At 46.6% G+C, this 24,696-nt stretch carries 19 protein-coding genes and 2 pseudogenes; 10 read left to right on the forward strand and 11 right to left on the reverse strand.

Annotated features, from left to right (window positions below; all coding sequences use genetic code 11):
* Positions 1-26: 26 nt before the first annotated feature.
* On the reverse strand, positions 27-1,817 hold the full coding sequence (locus tag TSUB_RS11080) for an Lnb N-terminal periplasmic domain-containing protein (RefSeq protein WP_087016196.1): 1,791 nt from the start codon (positions 1,815-1,817) through the stop codon (positions 27-29).
* Positions 1,818-1,866: 49 nt separating this feature from the next.
* The gene (locus TSUB_RS11085) at positions 1,867-2,331 is read right to left on the reverse strand and encodes a DUF3015 family protein (RefSeq protein ID WP_246616356.1); all 465 of its coding nucleotides are present in this window, start codon (positions 2,329-2,331) and stop codon (positions 1,867-1,869) included.
* Between the two features lie 715 nt (positions 2,332-3,046).
* Here TSUB_RS11085 and aat point away from each other — a divergent pair.
* From aat to infA, 3 genes are all read left to right on the forward strand, one after another.
* On the forward strand, positions 3,047-3,751 hold the full coding sequence (gene aat / locus TSUB_RS11090) for a leucyl/phenylalanyl-tRNA--protein transferase (RefSeq protein WP_087016194.1): 705 nt from the start codon (positions 3,047-3,049) through the stop codon (positions 3,749-3,751).
* Entirely contained in the window at positions 3,748-4,437 is a 690-nt protein-coding gene (locus TSUB_RS11095; RefSeq protein ID WP_087016192.1) for an arginyltransferase, read from the forward strand. The genes aat and TSUB_RS11095 overlap by 4 nt, the downstream gene beginning before the upstream one ends.
* A gap of 210 nt (positions 4,438-4,647) precedes the next feature.
* On the forward strand, positions 4,648-4,866 hold the full coding sequence (gene infA / locus TSUB_RS11100; protein ID WP_005298441.1) for a translation initiation factor IF-1: 219 nt from the start codon (positions 4,648-4,650) through the stop codon (positions 4,864-4,866).
* Positions 4,867-4,940: 74 nt separating this feature from the next.
* On the opposite strand, the gene clpA is transcribed toward infA, so the two are convergent.
* Positions 4,941-7,223: an ATP-dependent Clp protease ATP-binding subunit ClpA gene (clpA, locus tag TSUB_RS11105; RefSeq protein ID WP_087016190.1), complete on the reverse strand. Its 2,283-nt coding sequence runs from the start codon at positions 7,221-7,223 to the stop codon at positions 4,941-4,943.
* A gap of 38 nt (positions 7,224-7,261) precedes the next feature.
* Positions 7,262-7,582, reverse strand: a complete 321-nt coding sequence (gene clpS, locus TSUB_RS11110) for an ATP-dependent Clp protease adapter ClpS (RefSeq protein ID WP_087016188.1) — start codon at positions 7,580-7,582, stop codon at positions 7,262-7,264.
* Positions 7,583-7,799: 217 nt separating this feature from the next.
* Between clpS and cspD the strand changes: the two genes are divergently transcribed.
* Positions 7,800-8,021, forward strand: a complete 222-nt coding sequence (gene cspD / locus TSUB_RS11115; protein WP_087016186.1) for a cold shock domain-containing protein CspD — start codon at positions 7,800-7,802, stop codon at positions 8,019-8,021.
* A gap of 324 nt (positions 8,022-8,345) precedes the next feature.
* Here the strand turns inward: cspD and icd are convergent, their stop codons facing one another.
* Positions 8,346-9,596, reverse strand: coding sequence for an NADP-dependent isocitrate dehydrogenase (gene icd / locus TSUB_RS11120; protein ID WP_087016184.1), 1,251 nt, complete (start codon positions 9,594-9,596; stop codon positions 8,346-8,348).
* Between the two features lie 143 nt (positions 9,597-9,739).
* On the opposite strand from icd, the pseudogene rluE reads away from it, so the two are divergent.
* The 5 genes and pseudogenes from rluE to TSUB_RS11145 all read left to right on the forward strand — a co-directional run.
* A pseudogene (rluE, locus tag TSUB_RS11125) lies at positions 9,740-10,372 on the forward strand (23S rRNA pseudouridine(2457) synthase RluE); the annotation flags it as partial.
* Positions 10,373-10,794: 422 nt separating this feature from the next.
* Positions 10,795-11,901 carry a tRNA 2-thiouridine(34) synthase MnmA gene (gene mnmA / locus TSUB_RS11130; RefSeq protein ID WP_087016180.1) on the forward strand — a complete coding sequence of 369 codons (1,107 nt, stop codon included), beginning with the start codon at positions 10,795-10,797 and terminating at the stop codon, positions 11,899-11,901.
* 14 nt (positions 11,902-11,915) lie between these two features.
* Positions 11,916-12,536: a high frequency lysogenization protein HflD gene (hflD, locus tag TSUB_RS11135; protein ID WP_087016178.1), complete on the forward strand. Its 621-nt coding sequence runs from the start codon at positions 11,916-11,918 to the stop codon at positions 12,534-12,536.
* Positions 12,537-12,635: 99 nt separating this feature from the next.
* On the forward strand, positions 12,636-14,003 hold the full coding sequence (purB, locus tag TSUB_RS11140) for an adenylosuccinate lyase (protein WP_087016176.1): 1,368 nt from the start codon (positions 12,636-12,638) through the stop codon (positions 14,001-14,003).
* A gap of 111 nt (positions 14,004-14,114) precedes the next feature.
* On the forward strand, positions 14,115-15,209 hold the full coding sequence (locus TSUB_RS11145; RefSeq protein WP_159064742.1) for a ribosomal protein uL16 3-hydroxylase: 1,095 nt from the start codon (positions 14,115-14,117) through the stop codon (positions 15,207-15,209).
* 57 nt (positions 15,210-15,266) lie between these two features.
* Here the strand turns inward: TSUB_RS11145 and TSUB_RS11150 are convergent, their stop codons facing one another.
* On the reverse strand, positions 15,267-17,354 hold the full coding sequence (locus TSUB_RS11150; RefSeq protein ID WP_087016172.1) for a methyl-accepting chemotaxis protein: 2,088 nt from the start codon (positions 17,352-17,354) through the stop codon (positions 15,267-15,269).
* Between the two features lie 605 nt (positions 17,355-17,959).
* Here TSUB_RS11150 and TSUB_RS11155 point away from each other — a divergent pair.
* A pseudogene (locus TSUB_RS11155) lies at positions 17,960-18,775 on the forward strand (MOSC domain-containing protein); the annotation flags it as partial.
* A gap of 82 nt (positions 18,776-18,857) precedes the next feature.
* Here TSUB_RS11155 and oppF read toward each other — a convergent pair.
* From oppF to TSUB_RS11180, 5 genes are all read right to left on the reverse strand, one after another.
* Positions 18,858-19,853, reverse strand: a complete 996-nt coding sequence (gene oppF / locus TSUB_RS11160; RefSeq protein WP_087016168.1) for a murein tripeptide/oligopeptide ABC transporter ATP binding protein OppF — start codon at positions 19,851-19,853, stop codon at positions 18,858-18,860.
* Positions 19,854-19,868: 15 nt separating this feature from the next.
* Entirely contained in the window at positions 19,869-20,834 is a 966-nt protein-coding gene (gene oppD, locus TSUB_RS11165) for an ABC transporter ATP-binding protein (RefSeq protein WP_246616357.1), read from the reverse strand.
* 10 nt (positions 20,835-20,844) lie between these two features.
* Positions 20,845-21,762, reverse strand: coding sequence for an oligopeptide ABC transporter permease OppC (gene oppC / locus TSUB_RS11170; protein ID WP_087016166.1), 918 nt, complete (start codon positions 21,760-21,762; stop codon positions 20,845-20,847).
* Positions 21,763-21,771: 9 nt separating this feature from the next.
* Complete coding sequence (oppB, locus tag TSUB_RS11175; RefSeq protein ID WP_087016165.1) at positions 21,772-22,692, reverse strand: oligopeptide ABC transporter permease OppB; 921 nt, start codon at positions 22,690-22,692, stop codon at positions 21,772-21,774.
* A 282-nt stretch (positions 22,693-22,974) separates the two neighbouring features.
* Positions 22,975-24,594, reverse strand: a complete 1,620-nt coding sequence (locus TSUB_RS11180; protein WP_087016163.1) for an ABC transporter substrate-binding protein — start codon at positions 24,592-24,594, stop codon at positions 22,975-22,977.
* Between the last annotated feature and the right edge of the window lie 102 nt (positions 24,595-24,696).

Below are 24,696 nucleotides of genomic sequence, written 5' to 3' on the forward strand. Positions count from 1 at the left end.
TCGATGCTCCTTTTTGTTCACTCTCACTAAAAGTACAGATTAAAACTCATGCCAACTTCTGCGCTCTGGTCATGTTTAACCTTCAATCTGACTTCTCTGTCTCTATCAAGCGCAACACGCAGTTCACTTAGAACTTTATAGTCCCATGCTCGATCATCTAACACATCATTAAATACGTCGATTTCAACGTTCATACTCACGGTGTCACCTTGCCATAAAAAACCCGCTCGCCCACCAAGCGCAAGGTAACTTACTGAACGGGAGGGGTATTGAACGGCTGCTGTCGCCAATCCGTAGAGGATCTTTGAATCGCTCAATCTCGTCGATACCCCATAGCCACCGTGAAACTTTGCGATTGATTTCTCTGAGTTCACGGCTTCTTTCTCGACACCTAAGCCAACATGCCAAGCAAAATCATTATCTCCAGGCAATCCCGTTGAAGGGGCTGCATACTGCTTGATGTCAAACACGGTGAAGTGGTTCAACCTAACTCTATCTGAGTAAAAATCTAATGAAACATCCCCCATTACCAGTTGGTTGCCCACAATTGCCGATGGACTCTGATTCAATAGATCAAAGTTGCTGATCCGAAAGCGTAAGTTCAATGCATTGTCTTCACTCTCTCTCCAAAGAGGCGTCAGAGATAGAAGGGATGGTTTTTGACCTTGATGCGGATAAAACACTGGCTTCTCGTCCCACTCGACTTGTCCGGCCGATAACTGAAAACGCTTTACCAATAGGTCTTGGCGTATTAACTCACTGTCACCAGTGTCAATGAATGCGACGTAGTCTAATGCCACATCAATCACACGCTTTTGCTCTACGTCTTCTAACTGCGAGAACCGTGTCGACGTCGATTGAGTGACTAACTCGACAACAGCGGCTTGCTCTCGCATATCAAGCTGATGAAACTTAGATTGAAAGACATTTTGTCGAGAAGGGTGGCGTTTAACAAACTCAAAATCTAGTACACCACTGTTAAAGCTCTCGATAACATCAATCGGTAACACCCAAGGTTTCGCAGTCAAAATCTCGTCTTGGCTGACCAGCGATAGCAAGTGGGCAAAATAGTAACCGCAATTTTGCCTAAAGAAGTAGTAGGTAAAAGAGGTTTGGTTAAGCTCCCAGAGATGGTGGAGAATTAACTCTACGTCACTATCGGTAAGCGTCAAACGATACTCATACAGATCTCTCAACTCAGTTTCGTTATATATGTGGCTATGTCGGTAAAACTGTCCACTGCTATACCTTGCTTCATACCCACCTAATATCCCAAGTGCGATATAAGCAAGCGCACCTTCATTATCGGGAACTTGCGCGCCATAGTTTAAAGTACTGTCAAGCAATTCACTTGCTGACTGTTCTTCAAGATTCATCTTGAGAAGCAGATGCCCATACATAGATGCCGGGTTACCTAAATACCCACTTGCAAACATTAAGCTAAGAGATTTCACTGAGCCATGATGTTTAAACTGATTGAGACTCTCACACAGCGATATGTCCATTGGCGAAAGTGCATCGTTATTTACTAACCAGGTGTACCTTGCTGGAAAACGGCACATGGCATGATCATCACCTGAAAAAGGCTGGCTCATTGCTTCTATGGTGGCTAAAAGTTCATCATAGGCGTTAGTTTTGCCTTCTGAAGAAATAAAAAAATCTGGATTTGAAGCTTCACTTTTATTATGAGAAGAAAACAAGGGGGATCGATAATGGAGTAATTTTAACCACTGGCTATCATTCGATAACTGAGTAAGTTCTACAGCATATACCTGAGGGAAAAAAGAAAATAACGCTAAGAATATAAGGTATTTCATACAATATAGGGTGCCACTACTGACACCCTACTCCGACAACTTAATAGGCTTAAGCTGCGCCACAATAGTTAGTCACTACATTGAAGTAAGCTTCTGCTTTCTCATTGTAAGACTGAGACTGGTAGTTAGTTGCACCAACAACTTCAGCCATCTCGTGACGAATAGCTGGCACGTTAGCCGCATCACAAGAAAGTAGCTCAAGCATCGCGTTTAAGTGCTGACCTTCACCATTAGCAGTGTCAACCACAATTTGCTCATAGCTCTGTTGAATGAAAGCAGCGGCCTTAACGTTAGAGCCCTCGCAAGTATGCTCTGAAGAGCCGGCAGATGTGACAGCCGTTGTACCTAAATCCCAAATCACGTTAGAGATAACTGCACCTGGCGCAGTATTTGGAAAAATCATTGCGCCAATACCACAATCAACCCATGGGTTGATTTTGTATTCCGCGTCTTCTGCTTGTACTGGTGCTACAGCAGCCGCCATAAGTGTTGCCAACAATAATGTTTTTTTCACTGTTTATCCTTTCCGTTTTTTAATTTTCCGGAAAGGTAACACTAATTATTACAAATTAAAACAAAAAACGGCAATTTGCATTCGATATTTACTTGCCAATTAAAAACAACGACAGATAATAAAACGCGTTATGTTATATCACATTGAAATATATTCACCACACCATGAGCAAAAACACTCACTCCGATTCCAATTTAGTATCCGCGTGACGCCTCAATACATCCCATGTTCGAATTAGGGCATTGAAAATTAATGATCATCGATATAAGTATCTAATAATCTGTTCATGATATAGATCTTTGTCTAGAGTTCCATTCTAATTAAGACGATCTAGCAATATGCTGATAAACCTGCATTCATTGGATGTTAATTATTCCCATAGGCACACTTAACATTAAAAAGGCATGGAGGGAGGGCGATATACTCAGCCAAACCTCACACGCCTACAAAATTAGGCACTAGTCGCATCCGAAAGGGCGAGTGTTCTAATTTCACCTGATAGCAATCGCTACTTCAATTTGCAACCTGTCTCTGAAGATGGCTTTTGTATGCATACGACAGACTCTTTATACTTTATATGAGTAGCCCCTATGCCAACGCTAAATCAACCGAATTGAGAAATGCCACATACCAGTCGATGAACTTCTACCTAGAATGAGCTAAAATCTTGGTCTAACCGACCTATTAAGACCGATAAAGAACAATATAATTGGCTATGACCATCTACCTGCCGCAACTCAGCCACCAAGCCAACGACTTTCCGTCTCCCTATGAAGCGCTAGAAGAGCCGAATGGCTTGCTCGCTTACGGTGGTGATCTCAGTCAGTCACGCCTCCTTGAAGCGTATCGACACGGTATTTTTCCTTGGTATAGCATTGGAGAACCCATTTTATGGTGGAGCCCGGCTCCAAGAGCCATCTTTATTCCTGAGCAGCTAACACCGAGCAAGAGCACGCGAAAGTACCAACGCAAACACCAATACCAAGTCACACTAAATCATGCGTTCGATGAGGTGATCGACCTGTGTGCGTCAACACGTGGGCCTGAACAAACTTGGATAACACTAGAGATGCGCCAAGCTTACAAACAGCTTCACAAAGCTGGAACCGCGCACTCCGTCGAAGTTTGGTCAGATAATCAATTGATTGGCGGGCTATACGGACTCAGTATCGGCAGAATTTTTTGCGGTGAGTCGATGTTCTCATTAAAAAGCAATGCGTCAAAGATTGCGCTTTGGTACTTCTGTCATCATTTTGAACGCCATAACGGCAAATTAATCGATTGTCAGGTAATGAACGACCACTTGTCATCCTTAGGCGCAGTCGAAATGCCACGCCAACCTTTTCTGGCAGCACTAGAAATGCTTCGAGACAAAACGTTGGCAGATGGCTGTTTCAATAAGCAGGAAATCACACTTTGAGCTTACAAATAGGTATCACGCCAGAAAAACCGTGTAGCTACTTGCCTGAGCAAAAGGATCGCTTAGCCGTTGTCATGGATGAAGATTGGCACTCTGTTCACGGCTATCGGGTATTAATGGATTACGGCTTTCGGCGCAGCGGTGCCATGATTTATCGTCCGCATTGCTTGTCTTGCTCTGCCTGCCACCCTGTGCGTGTCGATGTTCAAGGCTTCACGCCCAGCAGGAGCCAAAAGCGACTTGCCAAAAAACTATCGCAATTTGATGTTGTTCTTAAGCCGACACTCGATAAAAACTGGTTTTCTCTGTACAGCCAATATATCTCGGTCAGACACAGTGATGGCTCCATGTACCCTCCCAATGAGCAAGATTTCTCTCAATTTATCACTGCGAGTTGGAGTGATGTGCAGTTTCTGCACATTTACCACCAAGGTAAACTACGTGCCATCGCGGTCTGTGATATGTTTAAAGACGCGATGAGCGCACTTTATACCTTCTTTGACCCCACACTGCCCCTTTCCATGGGCAAGGCCGCCATTTTGCTTCAGTTGCAGTATGCGCGCCAAGCTAAGAAGACATGGCTATATCTCGGATACCAAGTTGATCAATGTAAAGCGATGAATTACAAAGTTAATTTTAAGCCATGCCAACGCTGGGTTGACGATGAATGGCATACTGAAGGATGAGTTGAATATCGGGTTGAAATCACATCTTCACCGAGAAGAACAGCAAACTCTGAGTCTCAAAGTCTAATGTAATAAAAACTCCCTGAAAAAAACGAGATGAATTGCTGACAAAGAAAGCAGTCGAGGGTAAAATTGCGCCCTAAACTTTACTCAACACCAGATTCAAGGCAATATCGGCCCGATTTGAAATGGCCAGCCTAAGAGGATTCAATGGCAAAAGAAGACGTAATTGAAATGCAAGGCACTGTCCTAGACACCCTGCCTAATACCATGTTCCGTGTAGAGCTCGAGAACGGTCACGTAGTTACTGCTCACATCTCAGGTAAAATGCGTAAAAACTACATCCGCATCCTGACTGGTGACAAAGTCACTGTCGAGCTTACTCCATACGACTTGACCAAAGGTCGCATCGTCTTCCGCGCACGTTAATATAACGCTGTCAGGATTAAAAAAACCCGGTTTAAAAACCGGGTTTTTTTATCTGCTCAAGCTAACTAATCGTCTTAACCATGTGCTGGTTGAAGATCGGTATTGAAGTCAAACTTCAGCTCACCGTTGGCCACATCCACTTTGATTGTGCCACCTTTTGTGAGGCACCCAAACAAGAGCTCGTTCGCCAAAGGTTTCTTCAAGTGCTCTTGGATAACGCGAGCCATTGGACGCGCTCCCATTGCCTTATCGTAACCTTTCATCGACAACCAATGACGTGCCTCAGCAGACACTTCCATTGACACACCTTTCGAGTCCAATTGCGCTTGCAGCTCAACAATAAACTTGTCGACCACTTGAATAATCACTTCCGGCTCTAGATGGTTGAACCAAATGATGTTATCTAAACGGTTTCGGAACTCTGGGGTAAAGACTTTCTTAATTTCCGCCATCGCATCATGACTATGATCCTGTTGAATCAAACCGATCGACTTACGCACAGTCTCTGTCACGCCCGCATTGGTGGTCATCACAAAGATAACATTACGGAAATCCGCTTTACGGCCATTGTTGTCTGTTAACGTACCGTTATCCATCACTTGCAACAGCAAATTAAAGACATCGGGATGCGCTTTTTCAATCTCGTCGAGTAGCACAACAGAGTGTGGTGATTTAATTACCGCATCTGTCAATAGCCCGCCTTGGTCATAACCCACATAACCTGGAGGTGCACCAATCAAACGAGATACCGTATGACGCTCCATGTACTCAGACATATCAAAACGGAGTAGATCAATCCCGAGCGTGCGAGCCAATTGGACTGTCACCTCAGTTTTACCTACCCCTGTCGGACCCGCAAACAAGAATGAACCCACAGGTTTGTTATCGGCACCCAGCCCAGCTCGACTAAGCTTGATCGCCTGACACAGCACCTCAATCGCTTCATCTTGTCCGAACACCAACATCTTCAGACGCTCATCGAGATGCTCTAAAACCTCTTTGTCTGATGAGGAGACCGACTTCTCTGGTATACGCGCCATCTTGGCAATCATTGCCTCGATGTCAGAGACATTAACCGTTTTTTTACGCTTGCTGGCTGGCGCGAGGCGACAGCGCGCACCCGCTTCATCAATCACGTCAATCGCTTTGTCAGGGAGATGGCGCTCATTGATGTATTTCGCCGATAGCTCCACCGCTGCACGAATCGCTGTGCTGGTATAACGTACCTCATGGTGGGCTTCATATTTAGGTTTCAGACCGAGTAAAATCTTGGTCGTATCATCAAGAGAAGGCTCTACCACATCAATTTTCTGGAAACGACGTGCCAACGCACGCTCTTTTTCAAAAATAGCGCCATACTCTTGATATGTTGTCGAACCAATGCAACGCAGTTTACCGCTGCTCAGTAACGGCTTAATTAAGTTTGCCGCATCGACTTGCCCACCTGATGCTGCACCCGCACCAATAATGGTATGAATCTCATCGATGAACAGAATCGCGTGGTCTTCTTTTTCCAACTGCTTCAAGATGGTTTTAAAGCGCTTCTCAAAATCACCGCGGTACTTGGTTCCGGCTAAAAGTGAGCCAATATCGAGTGAATAGATAACGCAATCTTGAATCACATCAGGCACTTCACCTTCAATAATTCGCCAGGCTAACCCTTCGGCGATGGCTGTCTTACCCACACCCGCTTCACCAACAAGTAACGGGTTGTTTTTACGTCGACGACACAGTACTTGAACGGTACGTTCTAGTTCTTTGTCACGGCCAATAAGAGGATCAATACCGCCAGATTTAGCAAGTTGGTTGAGGTTGGTTGCGAAATTTTCTAAACGTTCTTCACCTTGCGGCTCCGCCGCTTGGCTTTCGTTAATCGAGTCATTCGTACGAGAGACATCATCATTGCTACTGCTGCTAGAATCAGACTTCACCGTACCATGTGATATAAAGTTAACGACATCTAAACGGCTAATGTCATTCTTCTTCAGAAGATAAGCCGCATGAGATTCTTGCTCGCTGAAAATGGCAACCAACACATTGGCACCTGTCACTTCATTACGTCCAGAAGACTGGACATGAAAGACAGCACGCTGCAAAACACGTTGGAAACTCAGTGTTGGTTGAGTCTCACGAGACTCATCATCAGCAGGAATCAAAGGTGTGGTTTGATCAATGAAGGAGTCAAGTTCCCGCTTCAATACTTCCAAGTTCGCCCGGCAGGCCAATAACGCTTCTTGAGCCGCGGCATTATCTAAGAGCGCCAGCAGAAGATGTTCCACCGTCATGAACTCATGGCGCTTCTCGCGAGCTCTGGCAAAGGCACTGTTCAAACTCGCTTCTAGCTCTTTGTTCAGCATAAAAAACCTCCCCTAATCGCTACAACATGTACTGAAAATTATGCTTTTTCCATGGTACACAGCAAAGGATGCTCGTTTTCGCGAGCATACATATTAATCTGAGCGACCTTGGTTTCAGCAACTTCAGCAGTAAACAGTCCACATACCGCTTTTCCTTCGTAGTGAACTGTCAGCATCAACTGCGTCGCTTTATCTACATCCATAGAAAAGAATCGCTGTAACACTTCTATCACAAATTCCATCGGCGTGTAATCATCATTGTTCAGAATCACCTTATACATAGCAGGTGGTGAAACCTTAGTCTCTTCTTTTTCAACGACTTCCGCGTCTGGAATTACCCATTCGTACAATTTGCTCATAGTTTTATCTTAGTCATTTGTTATGTTGCGCGCTACATAAAGTTGTGTGACATGCGTGGTTTTTATGTACTTGTTATCATATGCACTTGACTGTCTAAATGTTTTTACTAAAGTGTAACTGGTAGTAGGTAAAACTGCATTACTTGCAGGTATCATATAGCAGCCTAAACTTAAGATACCTGCTTTTGGAACTGATATGCGACGAGGGATGTATAGCATGGCTACAGGTACAGTTAAATGGTTCAATAACGCAAAAGGCTTCGGTTTTATTTGCCCTGAAGAGGGTGAGGGCGATATCTTTGCTCACTATTCGACTATCCAGATGGAAGGATATCGCACATTGAAAGCTGGACAACAAGTGAACTACGAGGTTCAGGCGGGTCCAAAAGGGTTTCATGCGAGTGAAATCGTTCCAGTTGAGTCAGATCAGGCAAAGTAACTGCAGACACAAAGCGTTAGTTGGTGAATAAAGGGCGAAACATGTTTTTCGCCTTTTTTAGTACCCGTATTCCATTGGCATGTTGCCGCAATCATTCAGTGTTGTCTTTCTACAACAATCAAGCCCCGCAATTGTATGCCTTCATGCCCAATACAAGCAATCAAACCGAGCAAAATTGTTCTGAGCTGTTGTAAACACACTTCTTTCTACTATTCCCAAGCCACCTCAAGATGCTTAAGTATATAACTACTTGTTAATAGTACAAAAAAAGCCCAGCCGAAGCTGAGCTCTTTGTTTCTATTACTTTCCGAAGAAAAGTAAGGCTTACATTTGATCGATCATGTCTTGAGCGAACTCAGAACACTTACGCAATGTCGCACCGTCCATTAGACGTTCGAAATCGTAAGTCACTGTCTTGTTGCTAATCGCTTTTTCCATTGACTCAATGATCAAGTCAGCCGCTTCCGTCCAACCAAGGTGACGAAGCATCATTTCCGCTGACAGGATCAGTGAACCTGGGTTAACTTTATCTTGGCCTGCGTACTTAGGTGCAGTACCGTGTGTCGCTTCAAACAGTGCCACACCATCACCGATGTTTGCACCTGGTGCGATACCAATACCACCCACCTGTGCAGCAAGTGCATCAGAGATGTAGTCACCATTCAGGTTCATGGTCGCAATAACATCATACTCTGCTGGGCGAAGGAGGATCTGCTGAAGGAATGCGTCAGCGATGCTATCTTTGATAACAATCTCTTTGCCGGTGTTAGGATTCTTCAACGTCATCCATGGGCCACCATCAAGTAGCTCAGCACCAAACTCAGCCGCAACTTCATAACCCCAATCTTTAAATGCACCTTCGGTAAACTTCATGATGTTACCTTTGTGCACAAGCGTTAGTGAGTCACGATCGTTGTCGATAGTGTATTGTAGCGCTGCACGAACAAGACGCTTAGTGCCTTCTTCAGAAACAGGCTTGATACCTACACCACACTGTTGCGGGAAACGGATCTTAGTTGCACCCATCTCATCTTGTAGGAACTTGATGACTTTATCGGCTTCAGCAGTACCTGCCTTAAACTCAACACCTGCGTAGATATCTTCTGAGTTCTCACGGTAGATAACCATGTCTGTCAGTTCAGGTTGTTTCAGTGGGCTTGGTACACCTTCAAAGTAACGTACTGGGCGTGCACAAATGTACAAGTCCAGCTCTTGGCGAAGTGCAACGTTTAGAGAACGAATACCACCGCCAACTGGCGTAGTCAGAGGACCTTTGATCGCTACTTTGTAATCGCGGATAAACTCAAGTGTTTCTTGAGGCAACCAAGCATCGTCACCGTAAATCTGAGTCGATTTTTCACCCGTGTAGATTTCCATCCACGAGATTTTACGTTCGTTGTTGTAAGCCTTTGCAACCGCTGCGTCGACAACGTTGATCATTGCTGGGGATACGTCAACACCGATGCCGTCACCTTCGATGTAGGGAATGATAGGGTTATTTGGGACAACTAATTTACCTTCAGCATCCAGGCTGATTTTCTGACCTTCGGCTGGTACAACTACTTTACTATCCATTTAAATCTCCTAGTGTCCATTTGTTATCTTTTTGTAAGAGGCGGGCAAATCATACTGGAAATTCTTTCCGCGCGCCAACACTACCACTTTCTTGTATAATGGAGATCGCGTTATTGACTATTTCCCTTGTCGTATAGAAAGTTATGAAAACATCCTCGCCTTCACGGCCCGCATTGTCGCATAAAAAGCCGCGCCGTACATCCCGTCAGCGTTCAAATCCACGCCGGCCTCAAGGGCCGACCAAAGTCATACTCTTTAACAAACCTTACAATGTATTGACACAATTCAGTGGTGAAGAGAATGATCGTACGCTTGCGGAATTTATCCCTATAAAAGACATCTATCCTGCAGGAAGATTAGATAAAGACAGCGAAGGTCTTTTAGTACTCACTAATGACGGCGTTTTACAGGCTCGTCTCACTCAGCCGTCTTCAAAGAAAGAAAAAACGTACTGGGTACAAGTCGAAGGCGAAGTAACTGAGGATGCCATTCAGCAACTTTGCAACGGCGTTACACTCAAGGATGGTCCGACACTACCCGCCAAGGTCGTGAAGATGGAAAGCCCATCTATTTGGGATAGAGTACCACCGGTGAGAGAGAGGAAATCAATCCCAACCACTTGGCTCTCCATCACACTTCAGGAAGGCCGAAATCGCCAAGTCCGTCGTATGACGGCTCATGTGGGTTTTCCGACACTGCGCTTAATCCGCTATAAAATGGCTGATTGGACAATCGATAACCTTGCACCCGGCGAGTGGCGTGAAGTTGACGCCCCTTCTGTCGCGCCAACGACCAAAAACGCAGCATATAGTACTAATCGTGATGATGAGACCCACCGCGCCCGTCGCCCAAAACGGAACACCCATCGCCAAAGTAAGTTATCGAATAAGTCACGCGATACGAACAAGCCTCACGATGAAAAGCGTCATCGCAATGGCTCCGCTGCTGGGTCGAATCGTATTCAGAAGTGGCGACCTTAAACGAAAGACAGTGCCCCTCAAAAAAACACTGCCATTTTCAGTTAGAACTGGTATAGTCCCGCCCAAAGCAAACGTTTGCGTCACGATAACGACGCCGATTTCACTAAAGTCGACCCACAGATAGGCTAGCGACGAGATAGCAAATTTGCAGCTATCTCCCCTTTCGCTTATTTGCTACAATTCCGCTTTGGTTTTAACTTGCTTACTTGTAGAGAACTATGTCAGACAACAGCCAGAAAAAAGTCATTGTCGGAATGTCCGGCGGCGTTGATTCTTCCGTTTCAGCTTACCTGTTATTACAACAGGGTTATCAGGTCGAAGGCCTGTTTATGAAAAACTGGGAAGAAGATGACAATGAAGAATACTGTGCGGCCGCGGAAGATTTGGCCGATGCACAAGCTGTGTGTGATAAGTTAGGGATTCACTTGCACACTATCAATTTTGCTGCAGAGTACTGGGACAATGTCTTTGAGTACTTTTTAGCAGAATACAAGGCAGGCCGGACGCCGAACCCCGATATTCTTTGTAATAAAGAGATCAAGTTCAAAGCATTTTTAGAGTTTGCGGATGAGGTGCTTGAGGCCGATTACATCGCAATGGGCCATTACGTGCGACGCTCTTTCCCTACTCAAGCAGGTGAAAAGGCGCAAATGCTACGTGGTGTCGATGGGAATAAAGATCAGAGCTACTTCCTCTATACGCTGAGCCATGATCAAGTCGCTCGCAGTCTATTCCCTGTTGGTGAATTAGAAAAACCGGAAGTACGACGCATTGCAGAAGAGCAAGGTCTAGTCACGGCGGATAAGAAAGACTCCACAGGGATCTGTTTTATCGGTGAACGTAAATTCACAGACTTCCTGAAGAAGTACTTGCCAGCGCAACCCGGCCCAATAGAAACGGCCGAGGGGGAAGTCATTGGTGAGCATCAGGGCCTAATGTACCACACGCTAGGGCAGCGAAAAGGTCTGCATATTGGCGGCATGAAAGACCGCAGTGAAGACCCTTGGTACGTCGTTGACAAAGACGTTGAGCGCAACGTCTTGGTTGTCGGTCAGGGTAAAAACCATCCTCGCCTTCAATCAAATGGACTCATTGCAGGCCAACTTCACTGGGTTGACCGCCAAGCAATAACAGAGCCTGTGACCTGTACGGTAAAAACTCGCTACCGTCAGCAAGATATCGCCTGTACCATCATTCCTATTGATGATGAGAACATCAAAGTGGTCTTTGATGAGCCACAGATTGCAGTGACACCAGGTCAATCCGCTGTCTTCTATAAAGAGTCAGTGTGCCTTGGTGGCGGTATCATAGAGCAGCGCTTTTAAAGGAGTACCTTAACGTGGCTTACACCAATTATGACAGAACCCTGGCCTTTGCTGGTCTCTGTCAAGCCATCAAACTCGTTCAACAAATCGCCCGGGATGGGCGATGTGATGACGAACAGCTCGATGCTTGTCTTCGTAGCATTCTTACCGTCAATGCAGACTCAACGCTGGCGGTGTATGACAATAACGAAGCGAGCTTGACGCTGGGTCTAAAAGCCATCGTAAACGACTTTGATAACAGCCCAACCGGGGCAGAGATGACACGTTACGCCGTCAGCTTACTTGCATTAGCGAAGAAGCTGACTCATCGACAAGATGCGCTATCTCAGCTCAGTGATCGACTAGAAACCATCACGCGTCAAGTCGAACATTACGCCTTGATAGAAACACAAATGCTCAACAACTTGGCAGACATATACTTAGATGTCATTAGTCCAATAGGGCCAAGAATCCAAGTAACAGGGGCGCCCGGGCAGTTGCAAGTTCCACTCGTACAACACAAAGTGCGTTCACTGCTCCTCGCGGGTATTCGTAGCGCCATCTTGTGGCAGCAAGTCGGTGGAAAACGTCGTCATATTGTTTTCGGCCGCAAAAGTATGGTCGAACAAGCGAAAACTATTTTGGCGAGAAACTGAGTCACGTCGGCTGAGTTTCTCGCATTAAGCAACGAATTTTGAGGCTCTAGCGCCTCAATGTTTTAATCATTCACCTTCATATATCTGGAGAAAGGTATCATGGAACTGTCAGCGCTGACTGCTGTTTCCCCGGTCGATGGCCGTTACGGAAGTAAAACCACTGCTCTACGCAGCATTTTTAGTGAATTTGGTCTTTTGAAGTACCGCACTATCGTTGAGATCCGTTGGCTACAAAAACTGGCCGCTACCGATGCCATCGTAGAAGTTCCTGCATTCAGTGCTGAAGCGAACGCGTATTTAGACAAAATCGCCGCAGAGTTCAGTGAAGAAGATGCACAGCGCATCAAAACGATCGAGCGTACGACTAACCACGACGTAAAAGCGGTTGAGTACTTCTTGAAAGAAAAAGTGGCAGACGTTGCAGAACTACACGCTGTTAACGAATTTATCCACTTTGCTTGTACTTCAGAAGACATCAACAACCTGTCTCATGCTCTCATGCTGAAAGAAGCGCGTGATACAGTGATGTTGCCAGAAATCCGTAACCTGATTGACGCAATCAAAGGCCTAGCAAACGAGTACCGTGATATTCCGTTGCTCTCACGCACACACGGTCAGCCAGCTTCCCCTTCTACCATGGGTAAAGAGATGGCAAACGTGGCTTACCGTATGGAGCGTCAGTTCAAGCAGGTCGAAAACATCGAAGTGCTCGGTAAGATCAACGGTGCTGTGGGTAACTACAATGCGCACCTATCTGCGTACCCAGAAGTCGATTGGCATCAGTACAGCGAAGAGTTTGTTACGTCTCTTGGCCTAGATTGGAACCCATACACAACGCAGATTGAACCGCATGACTACATCGCAGAGATGTTTGATGCGTATGCGCGTTTCAACACCATTCTTATCGACTTCGATCGTGACGTTTGGGGTTACATCGCATTGGGCCACTTCAAGCAAAAAACCATTGCTGGCGAAATCGGTTCATCAACCATGCCGCACAAAGTCAACCCAATCGATTTTGAAAACTCGGAAGGTAACCTCGGTCTTGCAAACGCAATCTTTGGCCACCTTGCGCAGAAGCTACCAATTTCACGTTGGCAGCGCGACCTCACTGACTCAACCGTCCTTCGTAACCTCGGTGTAGGTTGTGGCTACGCGATCATTGCTTACACTTCGACACTAAAAGGCATCAGCAAGCTAGAAGTAAACCGCGATGCACTGCTAGCGGAACTCGATCAGAACTGGGAAGTGCTTGCTGAACCCGTCCAAACGGTAATGCGTCGCTACGGCATCGAAAAGCCTTACGAGAAGCTAAAAGAGCTAACACGTGGTAAGCGAGTTGACGCGGAAGGTATGGCTGCATTTATTGATGGCCTTGAGCTACCTGAACACGAGAAAGTACGTCTAAAACAGATGACACCAGCGAACTATATCGGTCAAGCTATCGAGCTCACTGATAAGCTGTAATCGTTACGCTTTATTTGAAAGGCTTGCTTCGGCAAGCCTTTTTTGTTTTCCGCACGACAATCTTCTGTTGCTACTGTAAGATGCATGAAAATTTGTCAAAGGATGCCGACCATGAAATTGACCTTCGACTTTCAAGGCTTTCTCAATACTCACTGGCGCCAACAGCCCGCACATGTGGCCGGGGCCATCAGTCCATTTACTAACCCGCTATCTCCCGATGAACTGGCAGGTCTTGCTGTTGAAGAGATGATTGGCTCTCAGCTTATTATTTCTGACGGTCACGAAGTAGAGATGCGCAGCGGTCCCATCGATTTCGATAGCTTACCTGCGAGTGCGGCCCTTTCACTGACCGTCAATGCGGCTGACCATTGGCATGGTGAACTTACCCCATTGCGCGCATTGTTCAATGCCTTCCCTCAGTGGCTTTTTACTCACCTCCACGCCAACTATGAAATGGCAGGGATACATCATCAGCCCAATAGCAGTGATCACGATTTATTGATCGTTCAAGGCAGTGGTGAGCGCGAATGGCAGATTGCCCCCCACAATTGGCAAGAGAACAACGCTGAGCCTCAGCGTTTCACATTGCATAGCGGCGATATTCTCTACATCCCCGCAGGGTTTTATAGCAAGCCCAATACTGACTCGGAGAGTATGAGTTACATCTTAACCATCAGGTCGCCTGCTGCTTCTGAAATGTTCTCTCACTTAGGGAGCCACCTGCTGCACAGTGAAGATGCTGACGCGGCAACACCGCTCCATCAAATCACGCTACAAGATCAGCCTGCAGCCATTTCCGCCGATGACTTTGCCAAGTTCGAAGATCACTTGCGCCACACCTTGGAGCAGACCGACTTGTTGAAAACCTGGATGGGTGAATACCTTAGCCAACCAGCGTATGAGCTGGATGTGATGTCAGCCGAACCACCATGGCAGCTTTCTGAAGTAAGGGATTTTCTCGATAAGGGGGGAGTGCTTTGCAAAGTGGCAGGGCTAAAGACACTCTACCACACCGATCGACCAGAGCAGGTTTTCGTCAATGGTGAGAGTTTCACGTTACCTTCTGATGTCGACACACTCAGTCAGGTCGTGTGTAATCAATCTACTCTTACTGCCACGCAGCTAGGCGCGCTAATAGACCACCCGGCTGTGCTTGCCTTTTTAACCGAAATGGCAAACCTGGGGTATTGGTACCCTAACGAATAGACAAAGGGGATGCATCGCATCCCCTTTTTAATCCACTCCACCGACTAAGCCGACTGTTTAGACCTTAAACTGGCCAACCAACTGACGCTGTTCATTCGCCAAATCGGTAAGATGTTGACTCACCTTTGTCGTTGTCTCAGCTTGCTGCAGAATTTGCTCGCTTGAGCCTCGAATATTACTCACATTGAGATTCACCTCAGACGATGCGGCTTGCTGCTCTTGCGCGGCTCGGGAGATTTCCTCGCTGATCCCTTGAATCTCAGTCACAGAACCTGCGATTTCTTCGAGGCTGGTCACCGCCCGCTGCACTTGCTCAGCGGTAGTCATCGCGGCTTGATTGCCGTCTTCGATTGCACTTACCACCTGCGATGTACCCGATTGAATGATCTCGATGACTTCACGAATTTGCCCAACGGAATCCTGCGTTCGCTGGGCGAGTTGGCGCACTTCATCCGCGACCACCGCGAAACCTCGCCCATGCTCGCCAGCCCTAGCGGCCTCAATAGCAGCATTCAACGCCAATAGATTGGTCTGCTCCGATACCCCTTCAATCACCGTCAATATCTGACTGATGTTCTCGCTCCCTTTCGCCAACTCATGCGCAATGGGTACTGCTGACTCCATCTTTTCAACTAGCTGACGCATCGACTCGGATGAGGTATTCACCACAGATTCACCTTGATCAACAGACGCAAGGGCTTTTACCGCAGCCGTAGCAGAGCGCTCGGTGTGGTCTACAACCATACTTGCTGTATGGGTCATCTCTTCTGCTGCAGTTGCGACTAAATCAACTTCTCTAAACTGCGACGCACTGTTACTCTCAGCGCTTTTTGCTACATCAGAAGCCTGTTTCGCGGTTTGATCAACATCTTCTGCCGAGTCCACAACCTTCTTAATCGTACTTTGCAGTTTATCTAGGAAGCGATTGAACCACGTCGCCAACTCGCCAATTTCATCTTTCGCCGTCACTTCAATACGCTGAGTTAGGTCCCCCTCGCCACTGGCAATATCTTTCAAACGATTCATTACCAGTAAGATAGGTGCGACCAAGGCGCGCGCCGCGATGAAGCTCATCAACATCGCCACCACGAGTACAACACCCGCCGCGACACGTTGTACACTCTCAGCGCTGCGACGCTCTTCTGCCATGAGACGATCTAACGCGACAGCATCGGCGAGCACTTTTTCTTGAGGCAACTGGATAATAATACCCACTCGGTTTTGACCAATATCCACGGGTGTAAATGTATTCAACCAACTACCATCTGGTGTCCACTCCAAACTGTCTTTACCGCTGCCCATTAATGCCATGATCTCATTCGACATCGGGGTCAGTGCAGACAAAGGCTTACCACGCATCGCCGCTTTATCCGCTGCAATAACACGTCCCTCAGAGTCAATCACCGCCACTTTACCTATGCCTCCCATCAGCGAGCTCGTCGCTTCTTCCACGGCTTGTTGCAGGCTTTGCAGCGATGTGACTAATCCCATCACACCAATCACCTTACCCTCTAAACGAAGTGGTACAGTAATCGCACTAGTGACGTCATTTTGAGTAAACTCAGGGTTCAGAAAACAGCCTTCACCACTCTCAATACTGCATTGATACCAGTCACCACCTTGGATATCGGCTTCTGGAATGATGGATAACACGGGTTCACCGTCGATGCGATCCCAGCGCGTCGAAAAACGGCCTGAATCATTTGAACCTGCGTAGTCCGCACCAACATAATAGCTGTCTTCGCCGTCTAAGCCATTTTGCTCAAACACGACAAATGCCCCCGTTACAGACGGGAAATCAGCCACTGTACGGCTCAATAACTCACTGATAGAACCACGCAACTCCGCACTATTGGTGTAGTTTTTTTCAGCATTGTATTTGAGAAAAAGGACGCTCTGCGCGAGCATCTGAGCACGAAAATCGGCCTCTTCGAGTAAACCTCGTAACATTGCGGACTGCATACCCGCCTCAGCTCGGACCAACTCTTCGGTCTTTGTGCTTACTGTTAAATAACTTTGGTCGCTGATCTCTTTTTCAGATAATCGATTAAAATAACTCCCTATTCCCAATTGCGATATAACCGCAAAAAGCAAACCTAGCCCAGAAACAAGGGTTATTTTCCATTGTACTGATATTGAGCGCATAGCAATTCCTTTCACACCAAAATTAACATTAGTCTCACATAAGTAACAAATATATTACTAACTAAACTGCATTAATAATAGCCAACTGTCCAAAAAACGTGTAAGAAACCCAATTTTTGTCGGCCAACCAAAAGGTTACCAACATCAAGTGCTGGGTAAAAGTTATCCAGAGCCGCAATATTAAAAAGGAAATAAAATAGTGTTTCGCGCTTGTTAATCAATCATTTATTTTGCAATTGTCATAAATATTAAATAATCCACTCAGCCATTTTGAGTCACTTTTAACTCCTGGCGACAAATAAGCAACCCCATTGAATGTAAGCTTTACAAAGTAATTAAGCACTTCAGCGTGAGACCGGGCCATTCTTTTAATCTCGGCGTTTATCTCTATATCAATAAGGAGACTTCAATGATAAATAGTGCTGTACATGGTGACGTTTACGTATGCCGTCGACCACGATCCAAACGGCTAGAAATCCGTTCAGTTCACTGCTTATCTCCATGCACTCTCCTTTTCGCTCTGACGATTGAGACAAAGAAGCAACACCTTGAGCTTCATCGATGTTCAGGTATGCTATTTATTGCTCTTATACATGGATAGAACTATGTCAAATACACAACTCGTGCAAATCAATACCTTTCCTATCAAATCTATTGCCCCGATCTCATTGTCGAACGCTTGGGTCGAACGACAAGGCATCGTATTTGATCGTCGGTTTATGATTGCCTTACCGAGCGGCATGATGGTGACAGCAAGAAAATACCCGCAATTAGTTAAGGTTAACGCGAGCTTGCTTGCCGATGGGCTAGTGATTAGCGCTGGTGATAAATCCCCCCTCTATTTGCGTTACGATAGCTTCGAAATGAAGGATGCCGAGAGTCAAGTCTGGAAAGACAAATTCATTGCCTATACCACCACTGAAGAAGCCAATATTTGGTTCAGTGAACTCCTTGGGCGTCAAGTCAAGTTACTCTATACGGGTGAGCAATCCAATCGTGTCCGGGATTCCTTTAATCACAATGTGAGCTTTGCTGACGGATATCCGTTACTGGTCATTAGCCGAGCATCACTTGAAGAGCTCAATCGACGCAGCGGCGAAGTCCATAGCATGGATCAATTTAGAACTAACCTTGTTGTTGATCACTGTGAGGCTTTTGCTGAAGACAGTTGGAAACGAATCAAAATAGGCGATGTCGAGTTCGAAAATAGAAAGCCATGCCAACGCTGCATTCTCACCACCGTTGACGTGAACCAAGGTGAGCTAAGAAGCAACAAAGAACCGATGAAGACCTTGCAGACTTTTAGAGCAGATGAGCGTGGCGGTGTTTATTTTGGCCAAAACCTCATTGCGCTGAATGAAGGAAAGATTGCAGTCGGTGATGCGATTGACGTGCTCGAATACCAAGAAAGCCCGCGCTATAACGGTTAGGTATATTCAGTTTTATTCGAGAGGCCAAAAGAAAAAAGGCGCGACTTTCGCCGCGCCCACAGCCTGTCACAGGCTAGAACTGGTTAACATGCAAACAAGATACCGCATGTTCATCGCCCCCTTTGAGGCGCGGTTTTTCTTGTGCACATTCGTTCGTTGCCATAGGACAACGGGTGCGGAACACACAGCCTGATGGTGGGTTCATTGGCGAAGGAAGTTCACCGTCGAGCATCTGAATCTCTTTATTGCGCTCTAAATCCGGATCAGGGATTGGCACCGCTGACATCAACGCTTTTGTATAAGGGTGTAGCGGGTTATCAAAGAGGTTTTCCCCCTCACCGATCTCAACTGGATTACCCAGATACATCACCATGACGCGGTCAGAAATGTGTTTGACGACCGACAAGTCGTGCGCAATAAAGATAAGCGAGAGGCCCATCTCTTTTTGCACTTCTTTCAGTAGATTGACTACCTGCGCTTGAATCGACACATCCAATGCGGACACTGGCTCATCACAAATGATCATTTTCGGCTTCAAGATCAACGCGCGTGCAATACCAATGCGTTGACATTGACCGCCTGAGAATTCGTGAGGATAGCGGTTGATCACATTAGGCAACAGACCCACTTTCGCCATCATCGACTGAACTTCTGCTTTCACTTCATCTTTGGTTTTTTCAGGATAGAAAGTCCGCAATGGCTCAGCGATGATGTCACCTACCGTCATTCTTGGGTTTAGCGACGCCAGCGGGTCCTGAAAAATCATCTGAATTTCTTTGCGTTTTTCACGCATTTCATTGTGTGGCAAATCGGTTAGGTCTTGCCCTAACCACACCACGTTACCATCGGTGGCTTCTACAAGACCGATAATGGCGCGCGCGAAGGTTGACTTTCCGCAACCAGACTCACCCACGACACCTAACGTTTCGCCTTCATATAGACGGATATCGACACCATCAACGGCTTTTAACGCCGTTGGTTTGCTCCACGGCCAAGCCGATTTCGATGCGATGCTGAAGTGAACCTTCAAGTCTTTTACATCAAGGAGTAATTGCTTCTGTGCTTCCATAATTATTATTCTCCCTTACCACGTCTGCCAATCAGAGAAACAGGCGCGTAGTCGCTCTTCGGCGAAAGGTTGTAGTACTGGCGCTTCTGCTTTACAACGCTCTTGGGCGCGGTGGCAACGGTCTTGATAAGGACAACCTGGCGGTAAATGCAGTAAATTCGGCGGATTCCCTGGAATGGTCGGTAGCACTTCACCTTCCGTGTCTAAACGCGGAATTGCACGTAGCAACCCTTCCGTGTACGGATGCGATGGCTTATAGAAAATCTCATTCACCTTGCCGTACTCCATGGTACGACCCGCATACATCACCAGCACTTTGTCACAGCTACCCGCAACCACACCGAGATCATGGGTGATCATGATGATCGCCGTGTTGAACTCAGACTTCAGCTCGTTCAATAGATCCATAATCTGCGCTTGGACTGTCACATCCAATGCCGTGGTAGGTTCATCTGCTATCAACAGCTTAGGGCGACATAGCAACGCCATCGCAATCATCACACGCTGACGCATACCGCCTGAGAACTCGTGCGGGTACATGGTAATACGCTTACGCGCTTCTGGAATTTTAACCGCTTCCAACATGCGCACTGACTCTTCAAACGCTTCTGATCTGCCAATACCTTTATGCAGCATCAGCACTTCCATCAACTGATCGCTCACCTTCATATAGGGATTAAGCGACGTCATAGGGTCTTGGAAGATCATCGCTATTTGCTCGGCGCGAATAAGATTGAGCTCTTTTTCCCGCAGATTAAGGATCTCGCGACCTTCGAATTTGGCGCTCCCACTGATCATGCCGTTTTTCGCTAACAATCCCATAATCCCGAACACGGTCTGGCTTTTACCTGAGCCAGACTCGCCCACGATACCAAGGGTTTCCCCTTGGCTCAGTGAAAAGTTCAAATCGTTAACTGCGGTGACAATACCGTCTTGCGTCTTAAACTCAACGCGCAGATCTTTAACATCCAATAGGCTCATACATCTCTCCTTAGCGATCTTTTGGATCGAGTGCGTCTCGTAGACCATCACCAACATAGTTAAAACAGAACAAGGTGGTTACCATGAATATCGCAGGGAAAAGCAACTGCCATATCGCAAGCTCCATGGTTTGAGAACCATCTTGCAATAAGGCACCCCAGCTCGTCATTGGCTCTTGTACACCGAGACCAAGGAAAGAGAGGAAAGACTCTGTCAAAATCATGCTTGGCACGAGCAGCGTTGAATACACCGCGACAATACCCAGTACATTTGGCACGATGTGACGAGTGATGATACGCCAACGACTCACACCACAGACATGTGCCGCTTCGATAAACTCTTTACTGCGCAGGCTTAGCGTTTGCCCTCGAACAATCCTCGCCATATCGAGCCAAGAAATGGCACCGATAGCCACGAAGATCAGCATGATGTTACGACCGAAGAAGGTCACCAACACGATCACGAAGAACATAAAAGGAATCGAGTACAGAATCTCGAGAATACGCATCATAATGCGGTCAGTACGTCCGCCGATGAAGCCTGAGGTCGCGCCGTAAAGTGTCCCGATCACGACGGCAACTAAGGCGCCCAATACACCCACCATCATTGAGATGCGACCACCAACGAGCGTACGAACATAGAGGTCACGACCTAAACTATCCGTACCAAACCAGTGCGCACCTTCTTGACCAAAGCTCGGCGCAGCGTGGAGTGCATACCAGTCAGTTTCATCGTATGCATAAGGACTTAGCATCGGACCAAATAGCACGGCCAATACAATCAGGAATAGAATGAAGAGACTCGTCATTGCCGCTTTATTTCGCATAAAACGGATACGGGCGTCTTGCCATAAACTACGACCTTCCACTTCCAGCTGTTCTGAAAACTTATCGATCGCGTCCAGTGTTTCTTGTTTTTTAGTAATCATAACTGCACCTTAGTATCGAATTTTCGGGTCAATGTACGCCAACACGATGTCGACGATGGCATTAAAGATAATGGTCAATGTGCCGATCAATATCGTCACACCCAATACCAAGGAGTAATCGCGGTTAAACGCGGCGTTGACAAAAAGGCGTCCAATACCGGGGAGACCAAAGATGGTTTCGATAACGACAGAACCCGTGATGATACCGACGAATGCTGGGCCCATATAGGAGACCACTGGCATCATCGCTGGGCGAAGTGCGTGTTTGATAACGATATAACGGTAGCTCAACCCTTTCGCACGTGCGGTACGAATGAAGTTACTGTTAAGGGTCTCAATCATGCTACCCCGTGTAATACGTGCAAAGGTCGCAACATAGAGTAACGACATCCCCATCATTGGCATCAGCATATATTTCAATGAGCCGTCATGCCAACCGCCCGCAGGCAACCAGCCAAGGTTAATGGAGAAGATATAAATCAAGATAGGTGCGAGGATGAACGATGGCATAACCACCCCAGCCATCGCGGTCGACATCACCAGATAGTCGAACCAACTGTTTTGCCTCAACGCAGCCAGCGTCCCGACTGTGACGCCCATAATGAGGGTAAAGATAAACGCAAAGAATCCGATCTTAGCGGAAACAGGCAACGCACTGAATACAAGCTCGTTAACCGTGTAATCTTTATATTTAAACGAAGGACCAAAGTCCCCTTTTAGAATGTTGCCTAAGTAGGTGGTGTATTGCTCGAATACCGGCTTATCCAAGCCATATTTGGCTTCAATGTTCGCCATCACTTCTGGCGGTAGCGGTTGTTCCGTAGAGAAGGGGTTTCCGGGCGCAAATCGCATCAAAAAGAATGAGATCGTAATCAGCACCAATAAGGTCGGAATCGCCTCGAATATCCGTTTAGCGATGAATTTAAGCATAGACTCAACCTTGTCTTTCTATTCTGTGACAGTAGCCGTCAAAACACAGATATCCTTACTGTGTATACGGCGATAATAAAACCACTCCCCGCTTGATTGCACTGTTTAGTGCTTTTATTAATCCATAACACCTTGGCGAACCTCAGTATTTAGGTGGGGAGATGGGCGTTTTCAATAAATAAACTCAACAGCAACCATGAGTCGGATAGCAAGCAAGGTCACCTTGCCCAGTCGCACTGGGCAAGGTGAAGAAGCATCACTATCTACTCGATTGAGTTTAGCTTACTTGATGAGGTAGAGATCTTTGGTGAAGATCTTGTCTTCCGCATTGCCGTCTGGGTAGCCGCCAACTTTCGGGTTAACAAGACGTGCACGCACGTAGTGATAGATAGGCGCGATTGGCATATCTTGGGCTAGTTGAATTTCAGCCTGTTGATAGTAACCATTACGCTCTCCATCAGTGGCTGCAACCAGTGCCGCATCCATGAGCTTATCGTAAGCTTCGCTAGCGTAACGAGGGTCATTACTGCCGTTATCAGAACGCATCAACGCAAGGAATGCTGAAGCTTCATTGTAGTCAGCACACCAGCCAGCACGCGTTACATCAAAGTTACCTGCACGGCGGTTATCTAGGTAGGTTTTCCACTCTTGGTTCTCAAGGTTTACATCCACACCCAATGCAGTTTTCCACATTGACGCGATTGCTACCGCAAGCTTACGGTGGTTTTCACTGGTGTTGTAAAGCAAGGTGAAGTTCAGAGGGTTGCTCTTATCAAAACCAGCATCTGCGAGTAGCGCTTGGGCTTTCTCTACACGCTCTTTCTGAGATAGTTTGCCAAAATCTGGCATCACAGGTTCAAAACCTTCAGTGATCTCAGGCGTGAAGAAGTACGCAGGTACTTGACCTTGGCCTAGCAACGCTTTTGTGATCACGTCACGGTCGATCGCATAAGATAACGCGGTACGAACACGAACATCATCGAATGGGGCTTTCTCGTTGTTAAAACCGTAGTAGTAAGAACATAGGTTACCTACGATCTTCACTGACTCAGGATTGTTCTTCTGCAGACGACGGAAGTGCTCATTTGGCAATTCGTTTGTCATGTGAAGCTCGCCAGCCATGAAGCGGTTCATTTCCGCGACTTGGTTTTCTATCGGCAAGTAGGTCACTTTCTCGATAACGGTTTTTGCATCGTCCCAGTATTGTGTATTGCGCGTCAGTTCAATACGCTCGTTAACAACCCAGTTGCTTAGTGTATAAGCACCGTTACCAACAAAGTTCTCTGGACGAGTCCATTGGTCACCAAACTTCTCGATCGTACCACGGTGAACAGGTTTTACCGTGGTGTGCCCCATCATCTTCACAAAGTAAGGGACTGGCGTTTCCAGTTTGATTTCTAGTGTACGCTCATCAATAGCACGAACACCTAGGGTTTCCTTGTCTGCTTTACCATCAATGATCGCTTTCGCATTGAGGATTTGTGCTTTGTCTAGATACCATGAATAAGGGGAGGCTGTCACAGGATCCGCAGCACGCTTAAAGCTGTACTCAAAATCCGCCGCGGTGACAGGATCGCCATTAGACCACATCGCTTCACGAAGGTGGAATACAAACGTTTGGTTATCTTCGGTTTCCCAACGCTCTGCAACACCGGGGATGGTTGCACCGTTTTCATCTTGGTTAACAAGACCTTCTAGCAAATCACGAATAACGTTGGACTCTGGCACACCTTCCGTTTTATGCGGGTCAATAGAGGCAACTTCAGTCCCGTTACCACGAACGAGTTCTTGTTTCTCAGCAAGTTGAATACCTGCAGGGACTTCAGCGGCAAAAGTTGGGGCAGAAGAGAAGGCCAGACCGGTCGCAAGCAGTAGCGCTTGGGTGATTTTATTCTTGTTCATGCATTAGCTCCGAATTCAATGCGTTGTACATCCTTGCTCCACCCTACACTGTCTAAATAACCAGCTAAAATCAGCATTATTCACTAATAAAACTAATGGTAA

The sequence above is a fragment of the Thaumasiovibrio subtropicus genome (assembly GCF_019703835.1).
Taxonomy (GTDB): Bacteria; Pseudomonadota; Gammaproteobacteria; order Enterobacterales; family Vibrionaceae; genus Thaumasiovibrio; species Thaumasiovibrio subtropicus.

What these genes read in the sequence shown, in the direction of transcription:
- TSUB_RS11080 (WP_087016196.1), bottom strand. Translation starts at nt 1,817, where the DNA reads ATGAAATACCTTATATTCTTAGCGTTATTTTCTTTTTTCCCTCAGGTA.
- aat (WP_087016194.1), top strand. Translation starts at nt 3,047, where the DNA reads ATGACCATCTACCTGCCGCAACTCAGCCACCAAGCCAACGACTTTCCG.
- infA (WP_005298441.1), top strand. Translation starts at nt 4,648, where the DNA reads ATGGCAAAAGAAGACGTAATTGAAATGCAAGGCACTGTCCTAGACACC.
- clpA (WP_087016190.1), bottom strand. Translation starts at nt 7,223, where the DNA reads ATGCTGAACAAAGAGCTAGAAGCGAGTTTGAACAGTGCCTTTGCCAGA.
- clpS (WP_087016188.1), bottom strand. Translation starts at nt 7,582, where the DNA reads ATGAGCAAATTGTACGAATGGGTAATTCCAGACGCGGAAGTCGTTGAA.
- cspD (WP_087016186.1), top strand. Translation starts at nt 7,800, where the DNA reads ATGGCTACAGGTACAGTTAAATGGTTCAATAACGCAAAAGGCTTCGGT.
- icd (WP_087016184.1), bottom strand. Translation starts at nt 9,596, where the DNA reads ATGGATAGTAAAGTAGTTGTACCAGCCGAAGGTCAGAAAATCAGCCTG.
- mnmA (WP_087016180.1), top strand. Translation starts at nt 10,795, where the DNA reads ATGTCAGACAACAGCCAGAAAAAAGTCATTGTCGGAATGTCCGGCGGC.
- purB (WP_087016176.1), top strand. Translation starts at nt 12,636, where the DNA reads ATGGAACTGTCAGCGCTGACTGCTGTTTCCCCGGTCGATGGCCGTTAC.
- TSUB_RS11145 (WP_159064742.1), top strand. Translation starts at nt 14,115, where the DNA reads ATGAAATTGACCTTCGACTTTCAAGGCTTTCTCAATACTCACTGGCGC.
- TSUB_RS11150 (WP_087016172.1), bottom strand. Translation starts at nt 17,354, where the DNA reads ATGCGCTCAATATCAGTACAATGGAAAATAACCCTTGTTTCTGGGCTA.
- oppF (WP_087016168.1), bottom strand. Translation starts at nt 19,853, where the DNA reads ATGGAAGCACAGAAGCAATTACTCCTTGATGTAAAAGACTTGAAGGTT.
- oppD (WP_246616357.1), bottom strand. Translation starts at nt 20,834, where the DNA reads ATGAGCCTATTGGATGTTAAAGATCTGCGCGTTGAGTTTAAGACGCAA.
- oppC (WP_087016166.1), bottom strand. Translation starts at nt 21,762, where the DNA reads ATGATTACTAAAAAACAAGAAACACTGGACGCGATCGATAAGTTTTCA.
- oppB (WP_087016165.1), bottom strand. Translation starts at nt 22,692, where the DNA reads ATGCTTAAATTCATCGCTAAACGGATATTCGAGGCGATTCCGACCTTA.
- TSUB_RS11180 (WP_087016163.1), bottom strand. Translation starts at nt 24,594, where the DNA reads ATGAACAAGAATAAAATCACCCAAGCGCTACTGCTTGCGACCGGTCTG.